Genomic DNA, 13,676 nt, shown 5'->3' with positions numbered 1-13,676 from the left:
CGCTCTCATAACCGGTTCGGTAAGACAAAATGCGCAAGTTCCGGGTCGAATTCAGGTATCTCAGATGCAAGCCTGCTCTTGCCACAGTAAGTTGAGGGTATGGAATTGAACATCAGACAAAAACTGGCTGAGAATGAATGGAAAGGCGAAATCGGCTTCACCATTGAAAGCCGCGAGCCTGAACGCGTGATTGCCAGAATGCCGGTAACTGAAGCCGCAAAGAACCCGTTTGGAACGATGCACGCGGGCGCTTTGATCTGGTTTGCTGATATCGCAGCAACCTTGTGTGCCATCGGCGACCTGGACAGTATTGGTGAAGACGGGTCAGGCTTTCCGCTCGCCGTTGATCTTCATACCGTGCTGTCGGGCAATGAAAAGGCAGGCGATCTGATTGCAACCTCCACGACTGTCAAACGCGGTGGCAAGCTCATTGTCATTCGCACCGAGGTTCGCGGAGAAACAGGGCGTTTGTTGATCGACATGACAACTACGCATCTGCGCGCCGGTTGACCAGTTGGATAGGCGCCCGCGGTACTTGCGGCGGGCGCGCATTTCCTTGCCTCAAAGTGTCGTCAGGAAAGCCGTCAACTGATCAATGGTCGCTTCATCCGTGCGTCCATTGGTAACGCAGGCCCGCAAAACCGGTTCTCCCTCGAACACCGCCTTGGAAATCCAGAATCGGCCATCTTCATGAACTGCATCGACATAACGTTGTACAGCGTCGTTCCCTTCTGGCGGAACCATGCAACTCACCCCCATGAGAGACCGGTTTGCCTCCGTCCAACCTGCCTTTCTAAGGTTTTTCGTGAACCGGTTAGTCAGGCGAATTGAGCGTTCAACATGGTCTCCGTAGCCGTCCCATCCGGCAGCACCAAGGGCGAGGAACGGGCGCAATCCTACGAAGCGGCGTGACCACTGATTGGAATTCACATAGAAATCCTTGGCTGCCTCGCTTTCCGGCATGTAGCTGGCCGAGATACGGAAAACCTGTGCGGGCATGTCGGGGCGCGAGGTCAGGAACATGCCTGCGCCCATCGTGGTGGCGAACCATTTGTGGGCGTCAATCGTGATCGAATCCGCTCGTTCGATGCCGTCCAGTGCGGATCGCCCTTCAGTGCTGGCGATCATTGCCCCACCCCATGCCGCATCGACGTGAAACCACATACCATGCTCTCGCGCCAGAGCACCGCAAGGTTTGAGGGGGTCGATCATCCCGGCATTCGTGGTGCCAGCCGTAGCTACGATCAGGACCGGGACACAACCGTTTTTCGAATCCTCATCAATGGCTGCCGCAAGACAACTTGCGTCCATCTGGCCTTGGCCGTCAGTTGCGATCAATCGAACGGCGTTGCGCCCGATGCCCGCAGAATGCGCCATCTTCAACCATGCAAGATGGCTTTCCTTCGAAACGTAAATCGTTGGTTGGCCAGCGAACTCATAGATACCCTTGTCGCTATACTCCGGGCATTTGGCCTGCAAGGCACATAAAACAGCCGTCGAATTGGCTTCGGCCCCACCATTGGTGAAATGCCCGCCGGCCCCCTTGGGAAGCCCGGCGCGCCGGGCCAGTTCATTGATGACATGTCGTTCGATTTCGACAGCAGCAGGCGCATGAGAATACACACAGATTTGCGGATTGAAGGCTGATGCAATCCGGTCCGCACATTCTGCGGCAAACGCAGGTGCCGGATTGAACAGGCCGAGATACCCCGGATGCGTCATCTGCACGCTGCCAGTGTCGAGCGCATCAATCACCCAGTCCATCAGCGGTTCAAGGTCTTCTGCTTGGTCAAACCGTTTGGACTGCAGCTCTTCCAACCAATCAGGCGTCAACTCAACCGAGGTGGCCTTGCGACTGGCATAGTTGCGGCGTGCCTGGCTTAAACGTTCAGTCAACGCGTTTTCCGCATCCGTTAACTGATCAAAATCCGGGAAGAGTGCGTCGCGTCCGTGCATCGAGAAATCCTGAGGTTGTTTGGTGTGAAACTATCCGTGCTTAATAAGTTCATCGACCCGAAACATGCGGTATTCACGCGGCAATACTGCCAAATTACTATCCCGAACTGGACCAATGACGGCTTTCCGCAAATCGCTTCAAAATGAGCGAGGCGCAGCATTGGTCACTGAGGGCTCTAAGCAGACCTCGGATGCGGCGCAGCTCAGAGCCGAACCAAATAGGAAATGACGAAAGGCACGGCCCAAAGCGGACCTTGGTGCGAAACCCGTCTAACGGCAACTCCCAGCCCGAAGCGGCCTTTGGTGCAGACCGCAGTGAAACTTCACTTTGAGCCCTCACCGGACCTGTCAGAATTCTGCTGCACAAGCAAAGTGGAAGGATCTGTCTGAACAGACATCAAAATCTAATCTGCAGCGCAGCGCAAAACTCGGCCATTCGCGCATAACTCAGCGAAGATTAAGACCAAATTCACAGGGTGCGCAACAAAGCCGGTCTGCACAGGGCGTTCCAGTGGATTCGACGTGTAATGTAATGCGCCGCGATCAAAAGACGGTTTTAATCAGCGCTAAGCGCTTTTTCGATGATGGTTGCGAACCAGGCGGCTCCGACAGGCAGGATCGAGTCGTTGAAATCATAGCGAGGGCTGTGCAAAGGCGCAGTTTCCTCCCCCTCCTTCGCGGTGCCTATGCGGGCAAAACATCCAGGGCGGGCCTGGGCCATAAAAGCGAAATCCTCGCCGCCCATTGCCGGGGGGCGGTTTCTTACCAACTTACCTTCTCCGACAATTTCGGCGGCGGCGTCTGCACCGATCCGGGTCGGACCATCTGCGTTGATTACCGCGGGATATCCGCGCCGATAATCAACTGTTGCCACTGCGCCTACCGTTGCCGCTGCGCTCGTTGCGACCTCGAAGAGCAAGGCTTCGATTTCGCTCTGAACTTCAGGCTTGAGGGTGCGGACTGTACCGGCCAACTCCGCTACTTCGGGGATCACGTTACCCGTTGTGCCCGCATGAAATTGCGTCACTGAAACCACCCCATTTTCCAAAGGATCAATACGGCGCGAAAGGATTGTTTGCAGCGACAAAGCAACCTGCGCTCCGGCAATCAGCGGGTCTAAGGTGTGATGAGGGCGCGCAGCGTGTCCACCCTTGCCCTTGACCTTGATCGAAAATCGATCAGAGGCGGCCATTGTCGGGCCTTTGACCACGCTCATTACCCCTTCGGGCAACAGTGGATCGTTGTGCTGGCCGAACACCATATCGGCGGTGAACTTTTCGAACAGACCGGCGTCGATCAGGCTTTTGGCCCCGGCAAGTCCCTCTTCGGCGGGTTGAAAGATCGCGTGAACGGTGCCCGAGAAGCGCCGCGTCTGCGAAAGGTATTTCATCGCACCTAAAAGCGTCGCGGTATGCCCGTCATGGCCGCAGCCATGCATAACGCCCGGCACGGTCGAAACCCACGGCGCGTCGCCCTGATCTTCCATCGGTAGCGCGTCCATATCAGCGCGCAAAGCAATCGCGCCGTTGCCATCACCCGCTTGCAGGGTGGCGACAATGCCGGTTTCAGTTATGCGTTCAAAGGGAATTCCCCATTCCGTCAGGTGCTGTGCAACGAAGTCTGAGGTTTTGAACTCTTGATATCCTAGCTCTGGGTGCGCATGCAGATACCTGCGCCAACCCGTCATTTCGCTGGCAAGGGCGGCAATTTCGGAAGGAATGGCCATAAGAATACCTCAAATCTTCAAAGGTGCCCGTCCTCTGCGCGCGTGACGGCAGAGGGCGGTATTGGCGGTTGTTTAAAGTCTCGGGATCAATCGTCCTGAATGGCGGCCAGCGTCTTGTTCATCCGTGCTTTTCTGATCCGCATGATGATCATGATCATCGTCAGGATCAGGATCGTCAGTGAAATCGGGCGCTGGAAGATGATCCAAAGGCCATCATTGTCCAACAGCATGGTTTGACGCGCTGCGCGCTCCATGCCGCCGCCGAGAAGCAGGGCGATCATGAAGGCGGGAATATTATAGTGATAACGCCGGAACAGATAACCAAGGACGCCGAACACAACCATGATCCACACGTCAAACAGTGACGAGTGCAATACGTATGCCGACGAGACCGAAATCATCAGGATCAGCGAATAGGTAATCCGCGCAGGCACCGCCAGAATGATCCGTCCGATCATCGGACTGAACCAGAAGCCCACAACAAAGTAGGCGACGATACAAAACAGACCGGCACTAAACAGCGCATAGATCAGGTTGGCGTCTTCGGTGAATACCTGTGGCCCGACGGTAATTCCGTGGATCAGCATAGCCCCGGCCAGCAACGCCGCTTGCGTCGATCCGGGAATACCCAGTGTCAGCAGCGGGATCAGGTTGGCCCCGGAGGTTGCGTTGTTGGCAGCCTCTGAGGCGGCAACGCCCTTGACCTCGCCATTGCCCCAATCGTCATTCGGTTTTGCCTGACGTCTTGCCTCGCCAAACGACAGAAAGGACGCGACCGATGCACCGATGCCGGGAAACATCCCGACGGAGGCGCCGATGAACATGGACCGTATGATTGTCGGCAGAACGCGCAGATAATCCGTCAAACCAAACGTGTCGTCGGGTTTGCTGACCTCTTCTTTCCGATCTTTGTGCGAGGTCGCTCCAAAGTCCTTGACGTCAAAGCGATGGAATACTTCGCCGACGACAAAAATCCCGATCAATGCCGGAACCAGCGGCAGACCATCCATAAGCGGCAGTTGATCAAACGTCATGCGCAGGTTACCCGAGATCGGGTCGAAGCCAACCAAAGCCATGGTGATACCAAACAATGTGCTGATGATGCCTTTGATCATCGATTCACCAATGATTGATGAGATCACGACAAAGGCCATGATATAAATCGTCACCAGTTCCGGCGGGCCGATTTTTACAGCATAGACCGCCAGATAGGCCGCGCCAAAGATCAGCAGACACTCCGAGAAGAAGTCACCGGTTGCCGACGCCGCTGTGGCCGCACGCAGCGCCTTTACCGGGTAACCCTTCCGCGCCAGCGGATGACCTTCGATCATGGTCGCAGCCGCAGAAGGAGTCCCGGGAGTATTAAAGAGAATTCCGGGGATCGAGCCGCCAAAATCCGATGATTTTGAGATCGTGTACATCAGGATCAACGCGATCAGCGGATCCAGATAGAACGAGAAAGGCAAAAGCAAAGCAACAGCCGTTGTCCCGCTGAGCCCGGGCACCGCGCCGACGAGAATACCCGCAACCGAGCCGACGATGGCGACAAATACAGCGCTGGGGCTGGTGATGAACGCTGACATACCATCCAGGAATGGAGACATTTTCTATTTCCTTTTGATCGGTCTTCAGTTGCGTTCAAAACGCGGCAAAGAAATCGCGGCGCCATGTGGGCACCTTGTCGTTCAATCCGGTTGAAATCAGCGCGCCGTCGCTTTCGGTGATGCCCAGGACAAAGAAGAACAGCAGGTAAGAAAACAGGGTGAAGTACAGCGCGAGCGTCACCTGCTTGCGGCCGAATTCGCCGGTAAACAGGCTGATTGCGACGAAACCTACGATGGCCGTTGCGATGATGTACTCCGCGGCCCAAAACAGGATTGGATAGGAACAGCCTACCAAAGCAATCAGGACACCGCGCCGTGTCATGAAGGGCAAATAGGCGTCCGGGTTCTCGCGTTCTTCAAGGCTTGCGCGCGCAGATGGTGAGAGCACAACCACTGCCAGCAAAATGACCGACAACACGATGATGGCCAATGCGAAGGCAACTCCGCTGTCTTGGGCAATGCCAGCCAAGCCACCGACGGACAGCAGATCATATGCGCCTGCCAGAAAAACAATGATCATGAAGAGCCCGAACAGGACCTCTCCGTCAAGCCTCTTTGGCATTGTTCCCTCCCTATTCTGATGACTGTAGGCAGCTTACCTGCCTACAGTCCCTACTCATCAGCGCGGTCAGAGTGAGCCCGCAACCGAGTCGGTCGTCGGACGCCACGCTTTCATGAGGTCTTTCATGTGTTCATGCGTCTCGGCACCGTCCATAAAGACGACGTTCAGGTTGGCGTTCTTGACCTTTTCCTGAGTGGCCGGGTCATCGATGGCGAATTTGAATGCCGCCGTCAGCTCTTCGACAACCTCATCAGACGTGTCTTTCGGCGCCAACACGATGTAAGGCGCGGGCATGGCGACGAACTCGGTGTTCTGTTCAGCGAAAGACTTCATGTCGGGAGCCAGACCATCACGTTCCTCGGCCATAACACCGATGGCGCTCATGGTGTCGAGGTTGGCAAGATAGTGGTGCGTGCCGACCACGCCAAAGGCTACCTGGTCGCCGATGATTGCAGCACGAGCAGGTGCACCGCCGGCAAATGGCACGTCCTGCACCTTGTCCTGCAAACCGTTTGCCAGCAACCAGCTTGTCATCGCCACATCGGTGATCGAGCCCTTGCCGGTATGCGCCCAGCGGAGCTGTTCGCCCGCCGCATCCGCGTCCAGGATGGCCTGTTTCAGATCAGCAACCGAGTTCAGGTTGCGCGCCTTGGGTGCAACAACAGCGAGGTTTGCCACAGCAACATGCGCCACCGGTTTGAAGTCGTTCAGAACGTCCACTCCGGTTTCCTTGACCATGGTAGCGATCATGGCTGAGCCCGAGATCATCACGACAGTCTGGCCGTCCGCTTTTGCAGGTTTGGTGAACTTCAGGCCGATCAACTGCCCTGCGCCCGGACGGTTTGCAACGACGATGGGTTGATTGTCCAACGCTTCGGTCAATGCAGGCGCAAAGATACGCGAGAGCGTATCAAGACCGCCGCCGGGTTTTGCGCCCACAACGATTGTCACCGGGCCGTTCGGGAAATCGTCAGCGGCCGCCGCCCCTGACATGGCTGCCAGCGCGATGCTCGCACCGGCCGCTAGGCTTTTGAAAGTTCTGTACATGGTTCACTCCCTTGGTTGATCTTTCCTGATTTGCGGTTGAAGTAGGCATCCGCGAAGCGGGTGAGTTTATGCAGGATGTCGTCGAAGAAGATTTTGCCTGCCTCGGCACTGAACGGCACGTTTTCACCATTGATTTTTGCGTCTTCGCTGATGTCTTCAGCGTAGACTGGCAGGTTAATGTCGAGGTCTTCGAACTTGCCCTGATGCATGGACATCAGCGGAAGCCCAGTTAGCTCACCCTTCCCGGAGCGGTGCACATCTTTCTGTTCCGGGCAGTCGTCCGGAAACAGGTAACGGCTGAGCGAGCCCATCGGCTCGGTCCCGTGGCCCTTGGCGCGAATGCCAAGCTGAGGATGCGCCCTCTCCCAGATTGCGTCGTCGAACTTTCCCCAGACATTGACCGAGGGGATGACAAGACCATGCTTGTCGCGGGCCAGCCGAAGCTGATCGGCGATGATAGCAGAATTGCCCCCATGCCCGTTCAGAACAAGGATATTCCGCGCACCATCACGAATGAGGCCATTCACGATTTCCGCGAACACCGCGGCAAAGGTCTCAGCCGACAACGCGATCCCGCCCGGCACGTTCTGGAAATATGTGGCATGACCAAAGGGCAGCGTGGGCACTGCAATGCAATCAGAAGTAGACGCGAGGCGCTGTGCCAAAGCTTCCACCAGCCGATAGTCGCCCATCGGGGTAGATCCCCCATGCGGCTCGGTCGATCCGACGGGGATCAGAAAGGGCACGTCCGAGGCAAAGGCGCGGCGTGCGTTGGGGGCAGTGGTTCCGGCAAGCATAGTCATGACGAAGCTCCGACATTCACGCCATGTTGAGCAACCAGTTCATCTGCACTGGACAATGCACCCAAAGTTGCACCTGCTTGCATAGCAGCCCGACGTTGAGTGCTTGTGCTTTCCTTTGCCGCCGCAGCCTTAGCAAGCGCAGGGGCTTCGGCGCGCGGAATGCAGATGACGCCGCTTTCATCGGCCATGATCAGGTCGCCCGCATGCACCACCACACCGCCGCAATTGACCGAAAGGTTCAGGCTGCCAGAAGGGCCCGTTCGCCGCGTTGTGATCGGCGAGACGCCAGAGGACCACACCGGAAAATCATGTTCACGGATTTCGTCCGGGTCGCAAATCGGGCCATCGACAATGGCGCCCGCTGCGCCTGCCCGCACAAGAGCGTATGCCACATTGCCTCCCAGGCAGGCCAGGCGTGTGTCGCCTGCACGATCAATCACGACGATATCACCTGGGCGCACGCGCCCCGATGCATAATGCAACAGCGTTGAATCCGGAGTGGGCAGCCGCAGCGTAATGGCCGTTCCCACAATGCGCTTGTCAGATTGACGCGGGGTGATGTGGCGATGGTCCAGAAAACCGCTCCAGGTCAGGTGACCGACCGTTGCAACGGATACGCTTGACAACATCGCCAAGATTTCGCTGCCGATCTGGTCCGGCATGGGGGCAATTTGGTAGCGCTCAGTCATATGTTCGAACATTTTCATTATTTCGATGATTATGAAATATGTATCAGATAGAAAATATTCGGTCAATAAATTCAAAATCGACTATTCTCTGATCCCCGATCGCATGTTAAAAAAGAAAAATGCGTAGTGATATTCTGCCCCCCTCAACGACCTCTGCCGCCAAAGAACCCATAACGAACCGGATTTATGATTCGATTCTCGAAGACATTCGGTCTGGAAAACTTGAACCGGGACAAAAGCTTAAGGTTCGTGAACTGACGTCCGAATATGGTGGCAGTACCGGCTCATGCCGGGAAGTGTTAAACCGGCTCTCTGGCGAACGTTTCGTGCAAACGAAGGGCATGACTGGTTTTAGTGTTCGCGATCTTTCCTCGCAGGATCTGGTGGAAGTGCTTGATCTAAGGGATCAACTCGAATCGCAGGCCTTTGTGCAAGCAATCCAGCATGGCGATACCGAGTGGGAAGAGCGTCTGGTTCTGGCGTTTCATCGCCTTGAAAGGGAACGCGTTCGCGAGGGAACCTCTTTGATCGAGCGGGAGTACTATCATAGGGAGTTTCATCTGGCCTTGATCGGAGCGCACACATCTGAATGGCATCAATTCTTTATCCGCACATTGAGCCTGCATTCTGAACGGTATCGCCGCATTCTACTGCCCAAGAGGATCTTCGAGCCGGAATACGTTCGCGTGGTCGATGAGGAACATGAGCAGATCATGCGCCTCGCGCTGGAACGTCGGGCCGAGGAAGCCGCCGAAGCACTGAAAAAACACCGCTCAAGGTCTCGAACCGATCTGCTGATTGCATTGGAAGGTCGCTAGCAGCGGACCTGAACTGCTTGTCGATACACCTTATAAAGTAAAGCTGAAACCATGCCCCTGCCACGCATTGCCCTGATCCACTTCCACTTGGAAAGCAATCGTGCCGCGCCGTTAACCGAGCGCTCGGATTTTGCTGCCCAAGGCTTAGCCATCGGCGAAGACTTCGCTCAAGATCTTGAGAAGCGGCCGGTATTGGCATCCGCTGGTATCAGAGGGTTCCAAGAGGATTTCGGGGATTTTGAACCTGTGCCGGTTTTTGCGGCATTCGCAGGTGCGGGCGGCATGATGGATGGCGCGTTTTTCGACGAACTTTTGCAAGCGGTGCGGGACCGGCTTCCGTTTGACGTCGATGGTGTCTATCTGGACGCGCACGGGGCCTGCATCGCAACCAATGACGAAGACCCCGACGGGACGCTGATTTCTCTGATCCGCGATATTGTCGGGCCGAACACGCCGCTTGTGGTGACGCTGGATTTGCATGCCCATGTCAGCCAGGCCATGATCGAGGGTGCAGACTTTATCGCCGCCTACCGGACCAACCCACATGTGGATCAGTTTGAAAGGGGGCAAGAAGCCGCCGGCGCCATGAAACGGCTTCTGGCCGGACAGCAAACCGGCCGCGCGTTGGTTCGTTTGCCGTTTATTCCGCCTTCGACCACACTGGACACGACCCGCGGGCCTTATGGGCGAATGATGAAAGATGCCGTGGCTCGGGCGGTCGACCCGATCTGGAATGTATCTCTGTGCGCGGGGTTCTCGGTCGGCGATTCGTCGAAAGCGGGCGTGAACGTCACCGTTACGGCTGACACTTCTTCCGTGGCGCTGAAAACGGCGCGCGAAATCGGTCAGACATTTTGGGACGACCGCGAAGAGTTTCAGACCAATCTAACCTCAATTGAAGATGCCATCTCTCTAATGTCGGACGAGCAGACCCCTCGTATTTACGGAGATGTCGCCGACAATCCCGGCGGCGGTGGGCACGGGAACACTATTTCCATTCTGCGTGCGATGCTCGAAGCAGGCGTCGAAAACGCACTTGTCGGTATGCACGTTGATCCGGATCTTGCCGCCGAGGCCGTGCAACATGGCGAGGGGGCAAAGTTCTATGCCGAATTCAATCGCAGCGAGACGGATGCGCAATCGGGGCACCATGTTGCAGAGGTTGAAGTTGTGAAGCTGGCAAACGGTCCGGTCGCGTGCAGACGCGGTCTATACGCCGGAAGTAGTCAGAATCTCGGCCAATGCGCGCTGCTACGCTGCGCAGGTCTATTGATCATTGTGTCAAGCATTCGCCGCCAATTGTGCGAACCTGCCTTCGTCGAGCGCTTCGGACTGAACATCGCCAATTTCAATACCCTCGTCGTGAAATCTCGCGGCCACTTCAGGGCTGGATTCGATGAGTTCTTTAACCCGGCGCAAGTGGTTGAGATCGACGGCCCCGGCCTAACTTCCCCTGAATTGGCTCGCATAGATTTTCAGAAAACGCCGCGCCCCATTCACCCGATTGACAACGGCGTAGAGTGGCGCGCCGACGAAGATGGCCTGGTAGCCGGTCAACCCTAACTAGCAAGAAAAAGGTAAACCTGATCCTATGGGCCACGTGACCGCGCTTTCCATCGGGCTTGCGGGAGCATTAATCGCCGTTGGGATTGGGTTTCCTCTTCCATGGATGTTGGGTCCGATGGTCTTGGTGACATTGGCCGCCATTGGTGGCGCGCCGGTCAAAGCACCCCTTCAGATTCGCAAAGTAATTATGCCAATACTGGGGGTTATGCTCGGGTCTGGTTTTCACCCCGAGGCGTTTGAACAGATCGCGCAATGGGCAGAAACGATTGCCTACATTCCCCTGTTCGTGGTCATGGCATTCTCGTCGGCATTCGCAGTCTATAGATTTATAGGTCGCTTCGATCCTATCACGGCATATTTCTCGTCCGCTCCAGGCGGCTTGAACGACATGATGCTGATCGGAGCTGAAGCAGGCGGTATCGAGCTTCGTATTGCCTTGGCCCATGCCAGCCGAGTGTTGATGGTTGTCTCAAGCATGTCGTTCATCTTCTGGTACTTCTTTGACGTCCACTCAACGGGGCAGTCCACGCAAAGCGTGGGGTTCGCAGATTTAAGCCAGCAGGAGTACGCGCTCTTGATTTCTTGTGCCGTTGTCGGTGCTTTTGTCGGCCCCAAACTTCGCCTCCCAGCGGCGCAAGTTATCGGTCCAATGATCCTGTCCTCGCTTGTGCATCTGGCCGGGCTGACGCAAAGCGCACCCCCTACGGCTGCCGTAAATATTGCGCAGTTGGTCATGGGAACGGTTGTCGGCTGTCGCTTTTTGAGTGTTCCGATCAGCGAAATCTGGCGAGATATTGGTCTAGCGATTATCGCGACGACGGGCATGATGTTTGCCGCATGCCTTTGCGCGATATTGGTCAGCCAGCAAACAGGTATCGACATCAAGCAGACCCTGCTGACGTTTGCCCCCGGAGGCTTGCCTGAGATGAGTTTGCTGACCCTTGCAATGGGCGCGGATATCGCTTTCGTGGCGACCGCGCACATAATTAGAATTCTGCTGGTGATCGCAGCTGCTCCGATCATGTTTCGAACTTTGAAAATCCGGTCAAGATATTAGCGTAAACTCCGGGCTCAGCCCTTACGGTCAGCTAGGTTCAACTTGCCGCGTGCACGCTGCTGATCTGTTTCATCCAATCAAGCTGAACATAAGCAGAAGTTCACCCCATCGGCTAGATCGTCCGCATTGTCCGCCTCTCGATGATCTGATCAGCTTGTAGAGAAAGAGCGGTAATGTTGCGGATGGAATTGATGGCCGTGAACGACCGGAACGGTGATTTGCGCCGCTCCGCAACAACAGGCGTGCCGCATATGCGAGCGGATGCTGGGTCAGCAACGGGGTGCGAGCAAAAGGCGGGTTTGTCCGCACAGCCGCCAATGAAAACTGAACTTTGCAAAGCTCGCTTTCTGCGCACAGCGGACACTATTGCAGATTGCAGAAAATGGCCAGTTTCCGCCCCAAATCGGCCTCCTCACCTGCCTACAAATTGCGCTATCAATTCAGCTCCATGAGCCTAGCATCCATCCACCTCTCCGAGGTCCGCTTGCGGCGCTTCGGAGGCAGGTATGGGTTGGAGTAGACGCGCAGCGCGTACTACAAGCCGTTAGCCTGCGTAGCCGTTTTTGTTTGCTCCGGAGCAGTAGATGATAAATCTGCGGCATCTCCAAAAAAGCTCTCAAAAGGGCGTTGCCCTCTGCGAGTGATACTCGCATTCACCCACGTTTTTTTAGCAAATAGATGTTTGGCAGGATCGCACTGAGCGGCCCAACTCCAAACACGCAATTGGCGCCTACCGCGCATTGGCTGCTCCATTCGTCGCGTACAACTGCCCTATCACCCTTCCCTCTCAAGCACCGAGATTTCTTCTTTCAATTGGGCAATCTTTTGGGACCGCAGGTGGTCATCAAGCAGCTTCAAGAACATCTGCCTCTTCGCACCTTTTTTCATGCCAAACTGTGCGGCAGCAAGTTGATTGAATTGATCCGCCTGTTCAGAGGAAACTCGGAAGTAGAAAGTGACCGTGTCCTCTAGTTCATCGCCTGACATCACGGCTCCCCTCAAAGAGCAGCGAGGTAATGTGCATTGCGAGCAGTGCGTGGATGACAGCCAATTTTGCTACGCCCACCCACATCGCGCGGCCTGCTAGGCTGGCGGCATACGCCCTAAACATCGCCTTGTTCCCTCAGCGCCAACGCTGCAACCTTCTCAACAAGGCTCCAGCAGGCGAAGCATTAGCAAGACGACTAGACGAATACGAATTCGACCCCGCGCTAGATTCTGTGAACCTGATGTTTTTTGTTGACCCGGCGCAAGTTGATCTGAGTTTTACGAGCCTGACGTCAAAGAACTGGGACGACGTAACATTGACTGAGACAGAAACACGGATTGTAGTCGCCGAAGTACAACGTTTACTTGACGCTCATTTTCAAGCATCTCGTGAAGTGAGCGATTTGGCATCGTCTGTTTTGAGCGGTTGCCCTTCTAGGTAGTCGCCAAGGCGCAGCGAGTTGGTGCAAAGTCCGCAGACCGTAAGTTCGAGCACAACAAGATTTCGTGGGTTCAGCGAAAGTCTGGTTCGGTGAAGTCAAATAGCGGCATGGCTTCACATGACGAACGACTCAAAAGGACCATTCTTAGCGGTGCCAACGTCCGCTTTTGAGATATGCGGCTGTCAATACACAGCGCAGAATTTTGCGCTTTGGGCTCTCAGCAGCCATTCACTTTGCTGCCGGTGCTGACAGTACTGACGGAGGCCATGCTCTTGGTTTCAGTTTTGGCTTCAATTGCTTCCAGGGTGCTTCCACTTGGTTGGGGCGCAAACGCAGCAAGCCGCCCTTGGGCGGCTTGTGGTGCAGTGCGGGGGTGTGTGACCAGTGTGTTTGAGTTTGCTGCGTTGTGTAGCACGGT

General features: G+C 55.7%; 14 protein-coding genes. 5 read left to right on the top strand and 9 right to left on the bottom strand.

Features of this window, described 5'->3' with window-relative positions:
- Nucleotides 1–99 precede the first annotated feature (99 nt).
- The gene (locus tag J7412_RS17720; protein ID WP_209079923.1) at nt 100–510 is read left to right on the top strand and encodes a PaaI family thioesterase; all 411 of its coding nucleotides are present in this window, start codon (nt 100–102) and stop codon (nt 508–510) included.
- Between the two features lie 51 nt (nt 511–561).
- Here the strand turns inward: J7412_RS17720 and J7412_RS17715 are convergent, their stop codons facing one another.
- The 7 genes from J7412_RS17715 to J7412_RS17685 all read right to left on the bottom strand — a co-directional run bounded on the left by J7412_RS17715 (nt 562) and on the right by J7412_RS17685 (nt 8,462).
- Nucleotides 562–1,956: a pyridoxal-dependent decarboxylase gene (locus J7412_RS17715; RefSeq protein WP_209079921.1), complete on the bottom strand. Its 1,395-nt coding sequence runs from the start codon at nt 1,954–1,956 to the stop codon at nt 562–564.
- A 556-nt stretch (nt 1,957–2,512) separates the two neighbouring features.
- Nucleotides 2,513–3,682 carry a M20 aminoacylase family protein gene (locus tag J7412_RS17710; RefSeq protein WP_209079919.1) on the bottom strand — a complete coding sequence of 390 codons (1,170 nt, stop codon included), beginning with the start codon at nt 3,680–3,682 and terminating at the stop codon, nt 2,513–2,515.
- Between the two features lie 86 nt (nt 3,683–3,768).
- Nucleotides 3,769–5,286 carry a tripartite tricarboxylate transporter permease gene (locus J7412_RS17705; protein ID WP_209079917.1) on the bottom strand — a complete coding sequence of 506 codons (1,518 nt, stop codon included), beginning with the start codon at nt 5,284–5,286 and terminating at the stop codon, nt 3,769–3,771.
- Nucleotides 5,287–5,320: 34 nt separating this feature from the next.
- Nucleotides 5,321–5,848, bottom strand: coding sequence for a hypothetical protein (locus J7412_RS17700; protein ID WP_209079915.1), 528 nt, complete (start codon nt 5,846–5,848; stop codon nt 5,321–5,323).
- A 66-nt stretch (nt 5,849–5,914) separates the two neighbouring features.
- Nucleotides 5,915–6,895 (bottom strand): tripartite tricarboxylate transporter substrate binding protein, encoded by a 981-nt coding sequence (locus tag J7412_RS17695; protein ID WP_209079913.1) that lies wholly within the window; start codon nt 6,893–6,895, stop codon nt 5,915–5,917.
- Complete coding sequence (locus tag J7412_RS17690; RefSeq protein WP_209079911.1) at nt 6,871–7,698, bottom strand: creatininase family protein; 828 nt, start codon at nt 7,696–7,698, stop codon at nt 6,871–6,873. The genes J7412_RS17695 and J7412_RS17690 overlap by 25 nt, the downstream gene beginning before the upstream one ends.
- Nucleotides 7,695–8,462 carry an RraA family protein gene (locus J7412_RS17685; RefSeq protein WP_209079909.1) on the bottom strand — a complete coding sequence of 256 codons (768 nt, stop codon included), beginning with the start codon at nt 8,460–8,462 and terminating at the stop codon, nt 7,695–7,697. Before J7412_RS17685 ends, J7412_RS17690 begins: the two co-directional genes overlap by 4 nt.
- 44 nt (nt 8,463–8,506) lie before the next feature.
- On the opposite strand from J7412_RS17685, the gene J7412_RS17680 reads away from it, so the two are divergent.
- From J7412_RS17680 to J7412_RS17670, 3 genes are read left to right on the top strand one after another with little or no spacing between them, the layout of a single operon-like run.
- On the top strand, nt 8,507–9,205 hold the full coding sequence (locus J7412_RS17680; protein ID WP_209079907.1) for a GntR family transcriptional regulator: 699 nt from the start codon (nt 8,507–8,509) through the stop codon (nt 9,203–9,205).
- 51 nt (nt 9,206–9,256) lie between these two features.
- A complete protein-coding gene (locus tag J7412_RS17675) occupies nt 9,257–10,768 on the top strand; it encodes a M81 family metallopeptidase (protein WP_209079905.1) in 1,512 nt (503 codons plus the stop codon).
- Nucleotides 10,769–10,796: 28 nt separating this feature from the next.
- Entirely contained in the window at nt 10,797–11,828 is a 1,032-nt protein-coding gene (locus tag J7412_RS17670) for an AbrB family transcriptional regulator (protein ID WP_209079903.1), read from the top strand.
- Between the two features lie 774 nt (nt 11,829–12,602).
- On the opposite strand, the gene J7412_RS17665 is transcribed toward J7412_RS17670, so the two are convergent.
- Complete coding sequence (locus J7412_RS17665; RefSeq protein ID WP_209079901.1) at nt 12,603–12,815, bottom strand: hypothetical protein; 213 nt, start codon at nt 12,813–12,815, stop codon at nt 12,603–12,605.
- A gap of 53 nt (nt 12,816–12,868) precedes the next feature.
- Here J7412_RS17665 and J7412_RS17660 point away from each other — a divergent pair, with 53 nt between their 5' ends.
- Nucleotides 12,869–13,258: a hypothetical protein gene (locus J7412_RS17660; RefSeq protein WP_209079899.1), complete on the top strand. Its 390-nt coding sequence runs from the start codon at nt 12,869–12,871 to the stop codon at nt 13,256–13,258.
- Nucleotides 13,259–13,475: 217 nt separating this feature from the next.
- Here J7412_RS17660 and J7412_RS17655 read toward each other — a convergent pair.
- On the bottom strand, nt 13,476–13,676 hold a 201-nt coding region (locus J7412_RS17655), incomplete at its 5' end, for a hypothetical protein (protein WP_209079897.1).

The sequence above is a fragment of the Shimia sp. R9_3 genome (assembly GCF_017743755.1).
GTDB lineage: Bacteria > Pseudomonadota > Alphaproteobacteria > Rhodobacterales > Rhodobacteraceae > Shimia.
The sequence above is the reverse complement of the archived record's forward strand: the minus strand, read 5'-3'. Positions and strand labels throughout refer to the sequence as shown.